The sequence below is a fragment of the Indolivaga alginatilytica genome (assembly GCF_003201355.1).
Lineage (GTDB): Bacteria > Bacteroidota > Bacteroidia > Bacteroidales > Dysgonomonadaceae > Dysgonomonas_A > Dysgonomonas_A alginatilytica.
In genome coordinates, this window is the sequence record NZ_QICL01000020.1 from 37,347 (window position 1) to 52,342 (window position 14,996).

Below are 14,996 nucleotides of genomic sequence, written 5' to 3' on the forward strand. Positions count from 1 at the left end.
GGTTCAAAGACTTTTATGTACTCGATACCCCTATTATTATCGTACTGTTTGATAATTCCCATAAGGTTTTCGGGTGTACATAAAAATTTCTTTTCAGAGGTGTTGTTGTAACGGAAGGAAATGCAAAAAATACAATTTGCTGCATTTAGAAATTGCGGATTGTTTTTATTTGTCATAAATTTGCCCTGAACACGGCAGGGGCTTATTATATCCCGTGTCTGATGTTTGACTTTGATAGGGTTGTAGGTCGCCAAACTTCGCAACCCTATCTTTTTTATTTATTACTCTGTATTTTAGTGGCTTGTAACACTCAATTTTTCAACTGGCTACATTAATAAACTTCACCCTCTCGATATTTTAATACTTTTCGAGTTCAGGCAGCTACACTTACACGGTGCTTACCGTCTGCTTTATACGTGGCAGACACGTAGGCGTTAATCCTCGTAACGCTCAGTAATAAATCAGCCTTTAAAGCTATAATATAGTCGTTAACCATCTCATTATTACAATAGTAAAGATAGCGTATTGCAATTGAAAAACCAAACATATTTGTCATAAATATTCATATTTATGACTAGTAATAACATTTATTAACTATATGGAGTATCGGATAACAGACAGGTAATCAGAGAGGAAGAAGAATAACAAGAAAAATGACAAACAAGCCTGTTTGCAAGCTACTAGATTAATCATTAACTTTGCTTTGACACCTTAAGAGGCAAGATAAAAGCCCGTTGTTAATCAGCTAACAACGGGCTTATTTTATGTACAAACACAAACTAAATAACATGGCTACACAACACACAATACCAGCCACCACCGCAGACAAAAACAAAGAAATAGATAAACTTTCTAGTTTAGAAAAATTCGTTTTAAATGCTTACTTGATTTTTGATGCACCATCAAGCGAAAAATTAATAATTGCATACGAGATCAGTAGACCAAAGGAGAGCCAAGCAAACCGCCAATCTATTTATATGCAGGCTCGTAAATGGATAAACAGCGATAAATGTAGATACTACATTGAGCAGAGAAAAGAACAACTTTTCAAATTAGATCAGACAAAAAGATTAGCAAGTAGCGATGGGGAAGGGAACGAAAACAACCCCGATAACGTAAATAGGTCAAAAGATGATATATTAACGGAGTTGAATATAATATAAACCTCAAAGAATGGGATAAAAGAAGGGTATAGGGGGCAAAGCAGAAGCGGAACAAAGGGTACGCCCCACCCCCTTTAGAAACCGACAGAAAATCGCTTTCGATACAGCTAAATTTTTTGGGTATTTTTTTTTGGTTTTTATATAGTAGTAATTACCGTACTATTTTTGGTGGAAAAGATATATTCAAAAGTATATTCAGTATGGATCGAATCAATAAAATACAGGCTGTTTTAAGGCTGATAGTGGCTATGACAAAGGATTTGATAATAGAGTGCCGCAGTCTTGACTTAGTGGTTGTATTCGGCTGTAATGTATGATTTACACTTAGAGCCTATACGCCTATTTTATAATGTGTAAGTGAAGGAACTGCTATTTAATAAATAGCTTCTCTATTATAAGATTATATAGATACAAATATAAACAATTGAATATAAGATATATAAAATATTTATTTATGACTGTTTCAGTCACTAATACTATACTAATCGGTCACAACTATTTCGTGTATTTATGATAACACAATTTATGATTCATGGGAAAGCTAAATGCTACAAATCCTTTTATTGAAACGATTTACGACCTAAAAACCAAAATGCGGACTTCGGTATATGCACGAGGGGATATGGTATCGCTTGTGGATGAAAGCACGGGTGAGGTAAAGGGGAACGGGTTTAATGCTATTGTGAGGGATAAACAATACGATTCGGAGCGTTTTGTGAAGTTGTATGCGAATGGGCGAGAGGTTTTACCTAAACTGAGCGTATCGGCAACTAAGGTACTGTGGTTCTTAATAGACGGTATGGGATATGATGATGTAGTCAGGTTGAATTTATCTAAAGCGAAGAAGGTGACGGGTTATAAAAGTGATGCTGTTATATATCGGGCTATTACAGAACTGAAAGGGCATAATGTATTAGCAAATGCTTATAGTTGCGGATTGTATTTTATTAATCCGACAATGCTCTATCGTGGTAACAGGCTAAAATTGATAAGTGATTAACGGATGCCACCTTAATTATTGAAAAAGACGCATGACATTTTGAATGTATGCGTCTTTTATTTAAGTATTTACAGGAAATTTATTTGGTATCTTCCGCTTATTTAAGTTCTAATTCTGCCCCAAGTTTTACCTCAAAAATTGGATTAATGATTGTATAATCCGTAGCGGTAACTGTAAGTTTACCACTATTTACATAATCATTTGCTGCATTTACTATACAACCAGTTACAGCCGTATTTGCCGTTACAGTTTGATTTGAATAAGTAATAGTACTACAACTTCCAGCTTTGGCTTTTAAAACAGCAGCATACGCATCAACCAAACCATAGCCTAGTTCATTATTCCATGTACCGTTAGTTCTTCCTGATGTTGTAGAATAAGTATAGCTGCCTATTTTTCTGGAGGTAGATTCTATGATGTCTGCTACTTGTTTTTGTGTCAGACTTGGGTTTACTGATAACATAAGAGCGGCAGTCCCTGCAACGTGCGGACAAGCGGCTGAGGTTCCATTAAAGTTCATTACATAATCTCCAGTAGCATAGCCTGCTGATCCTTGACGGTCTGTTGTCGGAATAAGAACACCGGGAGCACTAACATCTAATATAGTCCCATAATTCCCCCCCCACGTGGTTTCTCCATCGCAAGAAGTTGGTGATTTTCTTTGGGCACACTGATTCATTGCTCCTACTACTATAAAATCCGGATTGCTGTTGGCTGGATAACCAATGTAACCGGAATTGTCATTACCTGCGGCAAAAACGACAACACAGCCAAGACCATTGCGACCCTTAGTTAAAGCATTGGTATAAGCATCGTCAATCATATCACTACTTGCTCCTCCACCCCACGAGTTACTAATAACACTAGCCCCATTATTGGTAGCATAATTAATTCCATTAGAAATCTCCTGTGCGGCATTGGGGCTATAACCAAATTGAAAACTAAGTGACATTGACTTACTGGAAGGTGCTATGCCGGATACTCCCAGACTATTATTGGATTTTGCAGTAATAATTCCTGCACACGCAGTCCCATGATGTCCATAAATTTTACTTGGTGAAGTTGCCGTTTTGGTATCGTAACTGAGTGACGAAGCATTTAGGTCAGGATGATTCAGTTCAAATCCAGTATCGAATACTGCAATAACTAAACTTGTGCTTCCTGTTGATAGGGTTTTAGCGTTACAATAATTAATGTCTATCCCTGATGTTCCTCCTTTTTGTGCTGTGTTTCTTAATGCCCACTGGCTGCTAAAAAGTGGATCATTATCGCAAGTAGTTTTTATATTGTCTATAATATCAGGTACTGCTGCTGCAAATTTATTACTTTCAAAAAATAAATTTGCCATTTTAAGGGCGTTACCTGTTGACGCTTTAGTACATGTCAGCGTGAACCATAAAGGCATGAATTTATTTTCTCCTACAATCTCAACTTTATGCAATGACGCCAAGTTCATAAGATCATTTACACCTGCTGAGCTCTTTAGTTTCACATAAAATATCTGAGACAAACCAACTTCTTTCCCATTCATAATATAGAATGGAGCTTCATAGATTATTGTCGTATTATTGGCAGTAGCTGTTTGAACTGTACTTCCTTCGACAAAAGACCAACTGGTGCTTTGTGTACCAGCACTGTATGTATTAACCCCTGCAATTGACATGGCTTGAAAAGCTGAGTATTTAAGCCCCTGTTGCTGTAAAGTACTCGCTACCTGAGTGCTGTTAGATGATGTCGTTAAGATAAATCTTTTATCACTCTTTTCTGTCAAAGGAATTTTAGCACCTTTGTACCAGTAATAATTTTGGCACATTATGCTCTGCGAGGCAATTATCAGGATTATATAGAATATTATCCGCTTCATTTTATCATTATATAAATTATTAATATCAGGATGATAAATATCAAATAATCAACTTCAAATTACATTACTTGCCTGTTGTTTATGAATAAATATATAATCACCCTCAATTTTTGAAGAATTACTATTTAATGAAACCAACTTGTTTTTATTGAGTTTAAAGGGTGTATACCCCATTTCATCAAATAGCTCTTTTATTGTTTTTTCATTTTGTCCCCATACTTCCACTTGTACTTTCGGTTTATGCCGCCTGATAACTTCTTTCATCTCGGAAAGCACAAGGTATTCAAAACCCTCGATGTCGCATTTTATGTAATCAATCCTATCTAAAGACCCAAACAGCTTTGATGGTATTTTCATCTGTGCTTCAAATGAAAATTCACTACTGCTTAAATCCCCGTCCTTTACCGAATCATAAACATGTGGCAATCCTGTTCTGAAATAACCAGTTTGCGGAGAAGAAACCAATTGAATCAGTTTTTCTTCCGTTCCCAAAGCGAAGGGGTACAATATGATATTATCATATTTTTTTGCAATCTCATTAAAAATTTTATTGAACACCTTGATCGGCTCTACTGAATGGACTTTACCACTTTTACCAACTTGCTTAGCAAAGGGGATGGAATAATAGCCCAAGTTTGCACCAATATCGAGAACCACATCACCTTTGTTAATCAAATTCTTAATATAATAATGGTATTTGTAACTATCACTAAATTTAAGCAGAGAGGTATTATACATAAAGAAGAAGCCTCTTTGGTGTAACCGTAAATAGTTTTCAAAATCTAGGTGCTTAAATATTTTCTTTTTGAGATTACTTATCATTTCAGTATCAATTAGTGGTAATTAACATTCTTTTTGTGTCAACTTCCTTATTGTCTATAAGTAAAGTGTAGAGATAAATACCAGATTTCAAGTCGCTTGCACTTAGTGTAATCTGCCCTTCTCCAACGCCAGTTGTAATCGGTTTTTTCAATAACATGCTTCCTTGCAGATTAAATACGCAGATGCTTGCTGATTGTCTACCTTTTGGAATATAATATTTTATTGTTGTTTCCGTACCAAAAGGATTAGGTGTATTCTGATATAAGATTGGTTTATTTGCATCTTTGATCATTTCAGATTCTATTCCAGAGGTTGATTTGGCTGCTCGTAAGTCGTCCACTTCTTTATTTAGGGCTTCTATCTGCCCTGTTAATTCTTTCATTGATTCAGTTAAAAGAGGTATGATAGCACTGTAATTTATCAGTTTATTACCTTCTTCATCTTCGGTTACGGCTTCCGGAAGTACCAATTCTACTTCTTGTGCCAAAAATCCAACTTCACCCAATTCACCCCCTGCGGCACTTTTTCTCACTGACATGCCCGGGTCTTTCCAATTATAGGTAACAGGATTGAGGCTTAAAACTTTGTCAATCGCATTTCTTAAAGGTACAATATTGGTTTTTGCTCTCGCATCGGAGTAATTATAAACACTTTTAACCTGTATGCTATTGTACTGACTAGTTTCGGAATTGTAGAATACAATCTGATCTCCTGTTCCTGATATTCGTGGAGAGGCTACCCCCAGACATATTTTCATAAAAGTATCATAGCCATTGCCGACCCAAGAGTAATAATGCCCCCAACCGAATAAATGCGTCGTATAATAGCCAACCGGCTCAACATTACCCATCGTCAATTTTCCATTTGAACGATACTTTAGTTGTGCATTGCTACCTACTGTGCATATGCACAAAATGCTGAAAATTAATAATAACTTTTTCATAATAATTTGAATTAAAGAATTAGTAGTTTATATAGTTTAATGGTGCTTTTTTTAGTATTTATTATAAATTGATTATCATTAAATATGTGGTATATAGTAATTACAAATGTATATTAAATAATCAATACTATCTTAATTATTCATATATAATTAAGATATACAGACATTATTATTATATATACTTATTAATTAGATAATTATATAGATACTAATATATATCTTATAATTAAGATGAAATAATATTGTAAATATTATTTTTAAATATATATTATATTGATATATAGACTAATATATTATATTTGCAGATTGGATTAATTAGATATAATTTATTATCTAATTAATCCATTAGTCTATTAATTAATTATTTTTTAATAAAATGTAATCTAACATTATGAAAGAGGAAGAGTTGTATTCAATTAAAGACACTAATATATCTCTTGATATGGATATATACCAAAGAGCCGAACTTTTTAATCAATTATGGATTAATCAGTGTAAAGAAAATAAGCATCTGATTTACTGGGTAGAGAGCAATTCTAGGATAAGTTCGAGAATGAATATTTTTGATATTAATGAAGGTCTATTTAAAGATGTTGTCAGCTTTGTAGCCAATGACTATTTGGGAATGTCGGGTCGGGACGAAACAATTGCGGCAGGAATCGAAGCGATGAGAAAGTACGGCACGGGGGCTTGTGCTGCTCCTGTAATCGGCGGTTATTTAGATATCCACAAGAAATTAGAGCTAAAAATTGCAAATTTTGTAGGTCAGGAAGATTCATTGATTTTTTCTTCCGGCTTTGGTGCAAATACAGGAGTGCTTAATTGTCTTTTAGGGAAGAATGATATAGCATTAATTGATTCGTTTGTACATACGAGTGTACTTGACGGATTGAAAGGCACTAATATTAAGAATATAGGTCATAATGATATGGAGTATCTTGAAATGACGTTAAAGAATGTTCAGAATTTATATACTACAAAACTGGTTGTAGTTGATGGGGTCTATTCTCAGGATGGTGACTTAGGTTTACTCCCTGAGATATCAACCCTTTGTAAGAGATATAGTGCTTTTCTTATGGTAGATGATGCACATGGTATAGGTGTTATGGGTGAAAATGGCAGGGGTACATTGGAATATTATAATATGCTTGGTGAGGTTGATATTGTAACCGGGACTTTCAGTAAGTCCTTCGGGTGTGTAGGGGGATTTGCTGCCACTTCAAAAGAATTGGTACAATATTTACGCTACTATGCCAATACTACTATGTTTTCGGCTTCTGTAACACCGCAAGTGACCGCTTCGGTTATCAAAGCAATAGAACTTATTGAGGAAGATCCTTCTATCAGAAAAAGGTTATGGGATAATGTGGAATATTTGAAATCGAAACTTGATGAAGAAGGTTTTGATTACAAAGAAACAAAGTCGCCGATCTTTCCTATAATGATAAGGCATAATTTCAAAGCTAAAGAAGTAGCTGCATTATTGCTGAAAGAGGGCATATATACAAATGCGATTTGCTATCCTGCTGTAAGAAATAGAGAAGCCAGAATCAGAGTGGGGATTTTGGCTACTCACAAAAAGTCGGATATTAACATTTTGCTATCTGCATTAGTTAAAATAAACAAAACAATCCAGTTCACATAAACATATATAGTATCTTAGTAGACAAATTATTATGCTAATGAGTAATCCTACACCAAAGAAAACAAGAAGAAACAGCGAAGAAGTAGATGCTGCTATTATGAACGCTACCAAAGAACTTATAGAAGAATTGGGGTTTTCAAAATTAACTTTAGCTAAAATCGGGGAAAGAGCGAATGTAGTACCGACTATGTTTTATAAAAGATATCCTGATTTGGATAAACTTCTTGAAAAATTTACTAAAAAATATGATTATTGGTTGAATGATATTTTAGATTTTGAATTTAATAAATCCGATTTGCCCAGCTACTTTAAATTAGTAATTATTGAACTTTCCCGTTCATTGTTGGACAATAAATCTATGCAACAACTTCTGATTTATGAGTTAGTAGAAGATAACCCTATTACCAGAAGAACAGCGAAATTAAGAGAGTTGGACACGGATAGTTCTTTAGCTGAATATGATAAATATTTTAAAGATTCCTGTATTGACATAAGAATGCTTACAGCTATATTAATTAGTGGGATTTATTATATGATTTTGCATAAAGACCGTTCAGAATTTTGTGGCGTAAATTTGAATACTGATGAAGGAAAGAAAAGGTTCCAAAATTGTATTGAACTTATTTGCAATGATATATTCAAACAAAAGGAAGAAGAAAACAGAACGGCACAAATTGCAAAGGAATTACTGAAAAGCGGTGTTGAAATATCTGTTATTGCAAAATGTACTGGTCTTACTGAGGATGTTATTTTAATACTGAAATAAAAAGAGGGGGAGTTTGCCGCTCCCCCTCAACACGATTTAAGTATAAATCAGTGCGAACTACATGATTTTCCGTCGTCACGACGTGTTCATTACAAATTTAGTGAGTGATTAAGCCTAAGTGTATAGAAAACATAGAATACTTTTCGTAAAGGCTTAATGAGTGTTATCCGTAGTAGGTTTCGGACTTCCAAAGTCGGATTTCATTTTATCTAATAATTCCTGATCCTCTTCTTCGGAAAGCCTTTTAACTCCTTCTTTCATACGCTCTATTGAACGGGTATATGCCTGAACGACATCTTCTAAAAAAGTGTCGTCGGGAATACCGTTCGATGCTGCGAACCAGCAAGCAAAAGCAAGGTGCAAAACTTCTCGCCCTTCTTCAGTTTTCAATTCATTCAAAATCCAAGCATAAAGTATATTATCTTCCCGGTATCGAACATTCCAATTTTCGGCAACGGACGTTATTTTTACTGCTTTAAGATTGCCTGTGTCGAATGTCACTATAAAGTTGCCGATCTGTATTCCCTTTTTCTTCTTACTTGTCTTGTTTATCATGTGTATTTTGCGTCATATAGAACGTTTTTAAATAATTGAATATTAATTAAATATACATACAAAACTACAATGTCGCAAATTTTAAAATAGTGCAAATTAGGGCTACTTTTGCGTAAGGACACACAAACTTTACAATGAAAATAAGAGCAGGGATAGATGTCGGTAAAGACGGGGCTATCGTACTATTTCAAGACGAAAGGGTCATTTTGAAAATGGTTACTCCGTGCATTGGAAATCAAATTGACCTATCAGGAATAAGGGATATTCTTTCACCATACAACTGTAATAATATTCATGTTGTAGTTGAAGATGTGCATGCAATCTTCGGGGCTGCGGCAAAATCTACTTTTAATTTCGGCTGGTCGCTGGGGATTTTAGAGGGTATGCTTACAGGGATGGGAATAGCTTACACTAAGGTTGCTCCGAAGGAATGGCAACGGGAAATGTGGCAGGGTGTAAGACCTGTGTATAAATCGGGGAATAGTAAGGCAATAGATACAAAAGCAACTTCGTTGTTGGCGGCAAAGCGTTTGTTCCCAAATGAGGATTTGACAAAATCAGCCAGAGCCGAAAAAGCACATGACGGGATAGTGGATGCGTTATTGATGGGTGAGTATTGTAGGAGAAAGGTTTAGAGACGTTTGGGCTTAGTAGGTATTTTTTCTTTTGTCCCAGATATGCCTTTAGAAGTTTCTTCTTTCGGGAATAAATGCCTTATAGAGTCAAGTAGGATAGTGTTTTCATTATTTATTTTCATATTAGTAACAGAATCTGATTTTTGGAAATGTCCATGAAAAATACGTTCTATATCCTTCTTATCGGGAGCAAGCAAAACCCCATAAAGGGTAATAGCTATACTAATTAAGGCTATAACGATACTATTCAAATTTGTCTGTTTTGATGAGTTTTCACTTTTCTGTTGTAATACACTAATATCAGAAATATTTTTCAATGTTTGTTCCTGAATATGAGACATATAATCATCATTCAATCTTAACAAATATGCATTTCCGATATTGATAAAATCCCGATATTGAGTTTCAACGACTTTAATATAATTAAGTGCGTTTTCGATATTAATAGCACATTGGTAATATTCTTTTTTTTTGATGGTATTAACTGGTGATATATGTCGGACATTGCCCGCATACTCCTTCTTAAAAGCACAATTATATCTGGATGAACAAAGTGAAGTATAATAGACACCGAATCCCAACATTTTCACACATTGTTCGAGCAAAGTATTTGAAACATCTATGGCTTTCTTAAACCCTTGTCCATCTTTAACTTTACGAAGTCTTGTAATCCGATTAGAGGCTCTATTTATATCGTGTATTGATTCTAATAGAATTGTCTCAAACTCCGCTAAATAATGCAATAATGCCGGATTATCCGGAGCCTTGATTGAATGTGGTTTTGTACTACTGGGGCAGGGATTTATTAAAGAATCCTTATGATCTTTATGGAACTTATGTTCGTGAAAAAACTCCTTAATAGCATGGTATAAAGCATGGGTAAGGCTCAAATCTGTACTACTAATAAATGGGTGCTTTTTATTAACGAAGTCGAATTTTTCTGGAATCTTATATTTATATTGAATAAGTCCATTCCTGCTGACATCTACACATTCTAACTCTAATGAATAGAGGTATTTTACTTTATCTGGTTTTCTTTCACCTTCCCAGAACTTACGCTTCTTTAATCTATTATTTCTGTTCTCTCCTCTTATCCCAACCCATATATCGCGTTTGGCAGGTTCACCTTCCTCTTTAGCCTTTTTTAACGACAAATCTATGTAAGAATAATTATTACCTTCTCCGTCAGATATTTCTACGTTATCAAGGTTTATAGTTTGATCTGCACTTAATTTGAGCAAATCAGGTTTTTCAACACAATATGTAAGATGGTCGTGGATAAAGGTCGGCATCCACAGCACAGAATAGCAATGAGTTTTCAATGTAGAAAAGACATAAGATTAATTAACTACTAAGACAATTCGCTGAAACAGGGATTTAGGAACTAAATTATCTAAATCCCAAATTATATAATTTCCGACCTAATTCTTTATCTTTTTGGGAAGGACTAAAGGTGAAAATAGTATTATGCATATCCATCCTTTCAGAAACAATCCCCCAAGTTCTTTTAAAATTATTAGAATCATTATCGTCTTGTGTTGAGCCTTGAGAAATATACCCTTTTTTTGCTAGTTTCTTGATTATTTCTTCACCAAAAAGTCTTTCCAAGTCATCTCTGTAACCCTTTTTTTCTGTTGCAATATAGTCTATTGCTTGTTGAAGTAAATCTTTTTTCATTTTCTTTATTCTATTTTGAAAGACTACTATTACTATGATTAGAACAAGATAATTCTATTTTTGTTCAGGTTGGTAATAATAGTAGATAAATATCAGATAGTAGAAATGCTATTCTTCTATATATAGATAAACTTATATAAATATTTCTAGTTCGACAAATATAGAAAATCATTTTCTAAAATATGCAAGAAGGTATGTTTATTTTTTTATATTACTAAGAATATCATCAACTTATTAAGAAAAGTCAATTTTCAATTATAACGATATTATGTAAGTAACGCATGAGTTTACGTTTAATGATGTAAGTTGGGTCTTTGTATTCTTTATCTGTTTTAACGACTTCGACACGAAGTTTACCTTTTATATTGCGATAGGTGAAGTTTGCCTCAAAGTTGACGGGGTATTCGACGCAGACTTTTTTCTTTATTGTTTTAGTCTTAGTTTTTAGCACTTCTTTTTCATAGCGAATGACAGTTACGGCTTCTAATAATGTGAAACTGACCCGTCTTTGCAGTTGGGTTATTTGTCCTTCTTTCTCCATGTTCAAAAGTACTTCGTATCTGTCGGCTTCGGCTTTTGATTTGAAATTTCCAAAATGGTTTGTGTATTTTCCTTTGTTATCAAGGGGGATAAGTTTTGTGTTAGTTGGTTTCATATTTTATTAAATTATATCCGAAGTATATACAGGAAGCATTAAGCAACAACATCGTAAATGATAGCCGTAGAAAAATTCTTCTTTGGGATGAAACACGCCTACATTGTCGTCACATAATATACAGGGGTAAGAACTTGCTCTGGTGGTGTACCAACCGACTATATTTGTTTTACCCAACCAAATATGATTGAGGGTATTGTTGTAGGCATGAAATATAGTTTGCTGCTCCAGCCGTAAAAGACTATTGAAAGCGGAAACATATTTACCCGTTCCGAATGTGATACCTTTATTAAGGATACGCTCTACTTTGAATCCTTGTTGTTTAAATGCTTCAAGCAATAACGATGCTTTGTAAGGAACTTTTAGTGAGTTGATATAAGCATTAAGGATTTGATACCCGGATAGACCTTTATTTATTCCTGCGGCAATGTATGCTTCAACTTCGGAATGTATCAGTTTTATATATTGATCTATACGAGCTTCGAGTGTTTTTTCAGCAATCTTAGAAGATAGAAACAAAAGCAGGAATTTATTATCTTTTGCGGGTCCTTCTTTTTCATAAGCGAGATCATTGACATACTCGGCTCGCAGGTAAATGATATTGAATATATCTTTTCTGAGTTTGTAGAGTATGTCGTTGACCTTACTTTCAAGTGTCGGATTATGTGAAAAATGGAAAGCCTTTCCCAAATCAGAATATGACATGGAAACGTTAATCAGATCAATGGCGTTTCGTTTAATGATTGCCTTAAGGTCTGAATCGGCAAATGACATCTGATCTATTACCTGATCGAGATATTTTTTTGCTTCGGTTTTCCTTTTCAGTGTTTCGGATAGTGGTATCATGTGGCTTTTGCAACGATTTTTCGCTGAGTATTGTTATTATTCATTCCGTCATTTGCTGATTCGAAAGAAATCTTCTCTCTTTCGTCTTTTAATTCCTGATCTTTCTGTTTTTTGAGGCGATTCAGTTCATCGGCTGCGGCATAGATGCTGTTTTCCTGTGCTGTTTCGATTGAAGTGAATCCAGATGTCACACCCATCACTAAGTTGTTGGTGACTTCACTGTCATTTTGATGTATATAAATATCAAGGTCGCCACGAACGTCGAGTTTTTCAAAGTCTGAAACCGAGTTCCCTTCCTCGATTGCAAAACCTTCTTTGAATAGTGATACTATTTTGTCTATGGATTTATTATAGAAGTTTTTGTCATTCAGCCCTTGTTCCAACGCAGGGGAATAGAGCAGCTTTATGGAAACACTAGGAAGGTCGCCATTTGTATTTTCAGGGGGAAGGACTGTAAAGCTACCCATGAGAATGTATTTCAACGTTTCCCGAAGTTGTAATTCGAAAGAGCTTGAAGCATCGGCTTTTTCCATAAACTTAGCATCGCCATCGCTATTGTCGAAAAGTAACGCCCTTGCCTGCCCTCTTAAATCACCTGTGATTTCCACATCACCTTTGACGAGCATAATACGAAAAGCATACGATTTGTTGTTTTCAAAAAGTTGAGAAAGTGCGAGTTCCAGTTTATCAATCAAATCCTGTACGCCAGACCAACAAGCCCCTTCTTCACATTTGAGGTATTCAATCGGAATAGAAGTAAATCCGTGAATTTTAGGTTTGTCTACGACGTACCAGCCGTCGGTATCGGCTGTATTGGATAAAACGTGTTTGAAGGTTTTAGCATCCCACGATATTGATTGTTTTTCTACGCCTTCGGTTGAATATGTCAGGAGTGTACAATATTTATCGTCCCATATTTCCAAATAGGGTACTTCTTCCTGACGCTCGAAATCGTAGGCTGTAAAACTACGTCCGAATAACCGTAAGTTCCCCCGTGAATCTCGTATGGGGTGCAAGCCATCGCCTTTGAGTACGGAAAACACTCGGTATGAAAAGGTTTTGTTGTCACGAACGGCACAAAACGCTGCATCGCCCGTAGCTTTGATTGACTGGCAAAATTCGTATTTTGCAGTTTCCATATTCCTTTTCTCCCATCCATTTTTGAACTTTATAAATGTTTCGTGTTCGTGATCGGAAGGATTTAGGTTATGATGTATGAACTTTACTTTCTCGCCACATAGATGTGTAAGGTGTTTCTGTAATATTACTTTTTGTAATGGAACTGAGACACGTTCAATAGGAGTTTCGACAATCTTTTTTTTGCCTGTCGGCTCATTCTTATCGTCTAATATAGGTACTTCTTTGAGTATGTTTTCATAGTATGTATTATCATTAATTCTGTGACCTTCGGGGTCAAGTTCCGAGAGGTATTCGGCTTGATATATTTCACGTCGCAAGAACTTATTTGTACGGAATCCACGATTAGGCTGATTCCTGTAAAAGCGTTCCCGTTGGTTATAAATCTGATCTACGGTTATAGGCATATTTGTATAAGTTTAGTGTTAGTCAAAGTTTATTTTGTATTGTTGAAGGTTAAGAGCAATGAATACATTCTGCTTCTGCCTACTAGCCCACCATTCAAAAATCAAATTTTCGTCGTTATTTAATTTTGAACCATATTTCGGATTTGATGCAAGTAGATTCTTTATTGCTTTTTTATAGGCTTTTTCGACTTTGGGAAACATAAGCCTGTCCCGTGCTATTTCTTTTTTTCCTGCCATCGGACACATGATGCAGCCGATTCTTCTATATCCTAAATCGTATAATTCGCAGTGAGGTAAATTTCTTAATTTCAAGAAGTCCCAGACATCACGTTCAGACCAATCGAGAATCGGGGATAACAGAATCTTATCTATCCCTTTTATACATGACACCTGTGTTTCATTATGGGTATCGAATTGGTCTAAGGAGCCGGAAAAATTATTCTTGCCTGTTTCTATTTCGTTTCTTTTTGACCTTCTTAGGCTTTCGGCTTTCCTTATACCGAGTATCGTGACCGTACCCGCCCCTGACTGTTCTTTTAGTACATCGCAGCACCAACGGATAAGGCGGCTGGGTAAACACTTCTTTTTAGGTATGAGCTTGTAAATACTTTCTTTAGGTCGATGAAGCTGAACGTCGGGGTAGTGTTTTCTTACAAACTTTACTACCTGTGGTGGATCAACAGAGGTAAGATTCATGTGAGCTTGAAATTTCACCCCTGCCATTTTTGCTAATTCATATATTACTTGTGAATCTTTACCACCAGAGAAAGCCAGATAAAACCCATTTGAAGGATCATATTGAAGTGCCAACCTCTCCGCTTTTTTTATAAGGTTTACCGAATAATCTATTTTTTGCTTAAGGTTCATTGTATAGTTTGTGT

15 protein-coding genes are annotated in these 14,996 nt (G+C 35.2%); 5 read left to right on the forward strand and 10 right to left on the reverse strand.

The features are described 5' to 3' along the window. Window positions 1-788 precede the first annotated feature (788 nt). Window positions 789-1,163 carry a hypothetical protein gene (locus CLV62_RS14445; RefSeq protein ID WP_146212757.1) on the forward strand — a complete coding sequence of 125 codons (375 nt, stop codon included), beginning with the start codon at window positions 789-791 and terminating at the stop codon, window positions 1,161-1,163. Window positions 1,164-1,695: 532 nt separating this feature from the next. Continuing rightward, window positions 1,696-2,163, forward strand: coding sequence for a replication/maintenance protein RepL (locus CLV62_RS14450; protein WP_110311490.1), 468 nt, complete (start codon window positions 1,696-1,698; stop codon window positions 2,161-2,163). Window positions 2,164-2,260: 97 nt separating this feature from the next. On the opposite strand, the gene CLV62_RS14455 is transcribed toward CLV62_RS14450, so the two are convergent. From CLV62_RS14455 to CLV62_RS14465, 3 genes are all read right to left on the reverse strand, one after another. Beyond that, window positions 2,261-4,027 (reverse strand): S8 family serine peptidase, encoded by a 1,767-nt coding sequence (locus CLV62_RS14455; RefSeq protein ID WP_110311491.1) that lies wholly within the window; start codon window positions 4,025-4,027, stop codon window positions 2,261-2,263. Window positions 4,028-4,081: 54 nt separating this feature from the next. Then, window positions 4,082-4,702, reverse strand: a complete 621-nt coding sequence (locus tag CLV62_RS14460) for an FkbM family methyltransferase (protein ID WP_170120061.1) — start codon at window positions 4,700-4,702, stop codon at window positions 4,082-4,084. A 154-nt stretch (window positions 4,703-4,856) separates the two neighbouring features. After that, complete coding sequence (locus CLV62_RS14465; RefSeq protein ID WP_110311493.1) at window positions 4,857-5,792, reverse strand: tail fiber domain-containing protein; 936 nt, start codon at window positions 5,790-5,792, stop codon at window positions 4,857-4,859. Between the two features lie 391 nt (window positions 5,793-6,183). Here CLV62_RS14465 and CLV62_RS14470 point away from each other — a divergent pair, with 391 nt between their 5' ends. Together CLV62_RS14470 and CLV62_RS14475 are read left to right on the forward strand one after the other, a co-directional pair. Further along, on the forward strand, window positions 6,184-7,437 hold the full coding sequence (locus CLV62_RS14470; protein WP_245904098.1) for an aminotransferase class I/II-fold pyridoxal phosphate-dependent enzyme: 1,254 nt from the start codon (window positions 6,184-6,186) through the stop codon (window positions 7,435-7,437). A 37-nt stretch (window positions 7,438-7,474) separates the two neighbouring features. Next, a complete protein-coding gene (locus tag CLV62_RS14475) occupies window positions 7,475-8,203 on the forward strand; it encodes a TetR/AcrR family transcriptional regulator (protein WP_170120062.1) in 729 nt (242 codons plus the stop codon). Window positions 8,204-8,356: 153 nt separating this feature from the next. Here the strand turns inward: CLV62_RS14475 and CLV62_RS14480 are convergent, their stop codons facing one another. Then, entirely contained in the window at window positions 8,357-8,758 is a 402-nt protein-coding gene (locus CLV62_RS14480) for a hypothetical protein (RefSeq protein ID WP_110311495.1), read from the reverse strand. A gap of 134 nt (window positions 8,759-8,892) precedes the next feature. Between CLV62_RS14480 and CLV62_RS14485 the strand changes: the two genes are divergently transcribed. Further along, window positions 8,893-9,393: a RuvC family protein gene (locus CLV62_RS14485; protein ID WP_110311496.1), complete on the forward strand. Its 501-nt coding sequence runs from the start codon at window positions 8,893-8,895 to the stop codon at window positions 9,391-9,393. Here CLV62_RS14485 and CLV62_RS14490 read toward each other — a convergent pair. From CLV62_RS14490 to CLV62_RS14515, 6 genes are all read right to left on the reverse strand, one after another. Next, a complete protein-coding gene (locus CLV62_RS14490; RefSeq protein ID WP_110311497.1) occupies window positions 9,390-10,685 on the reverse strand; it encodes a hypothetical protein in 1,296 nt (431 codons plus the stop codon). The two genes, CLV62_RS14485 and CLV62_RS14490, sit on opposite strands and share 4 nt — an antisense overlap. A 97-nt stretch (window positions 10,686-10,782) precedes the next feature. Continuing rightward, entirely contained in the window at window positions 10,783-11,070 is a 288-nt protein-coding gene (locus tag CLV62_RS14495) for a hypothetical protein (RefSeq protein WP_110311498.1), read from the reverse strand. Window positions 11,071-11,314: 244 nt separating this feature from the next. Beyond that, entirely contained in the window at window positions 11,315-11,725 is a 411-nt protein-coding gene (locus tag CLV62_RS14500) for a hypothetical protein (protein ID WP_110311499.1), read from the reverse strand. A gap of 6 nt (window positions 11,726-11,731) precedes the next feature. Next, on the reverse strand, window positions 11,732-12,571 hold the full coding sequence (locus tag CLV62_RS14505; protein ID WP_110311500.1) for a hypothetical protein: 840 nt from the start codon (window positions 12,569-12,571) through the stop codon (window positions 11,732-11,734). Beyond that, a complete protein-coding gene (locus tag CLV62_RS14510; protein ID WP_110311501.1) occupies window positions 12,568-14,115 on the reverse strand; it encodes a phage portal protein in 1,548 nt (515 codons plus the stop codon). Before CLV62_RS14510 ends, CLV62_RS14505 begins: the two co-directional genes overlap by 4 nt. An 18-nt stretch (window positions 14,116-14,133) precedes the next feature. Further along, window positions 14,134-14,982 carry a phosphoadenosine phosphosulfate reductase family protein gene (locus tag CLV62_RS14515; RefSeq protein ID WP_110311530.1) on the reverse strand — a complete coding sequence of 283 codons (849 nt, stop codon included), beginning with the start codon at window positions 14,980-14,982 and terminating at the stop codon, window positions 14,134-14,136. Between the last annotated feature and the right edge of the window lie 14 nt (window positions 14,983-14,996).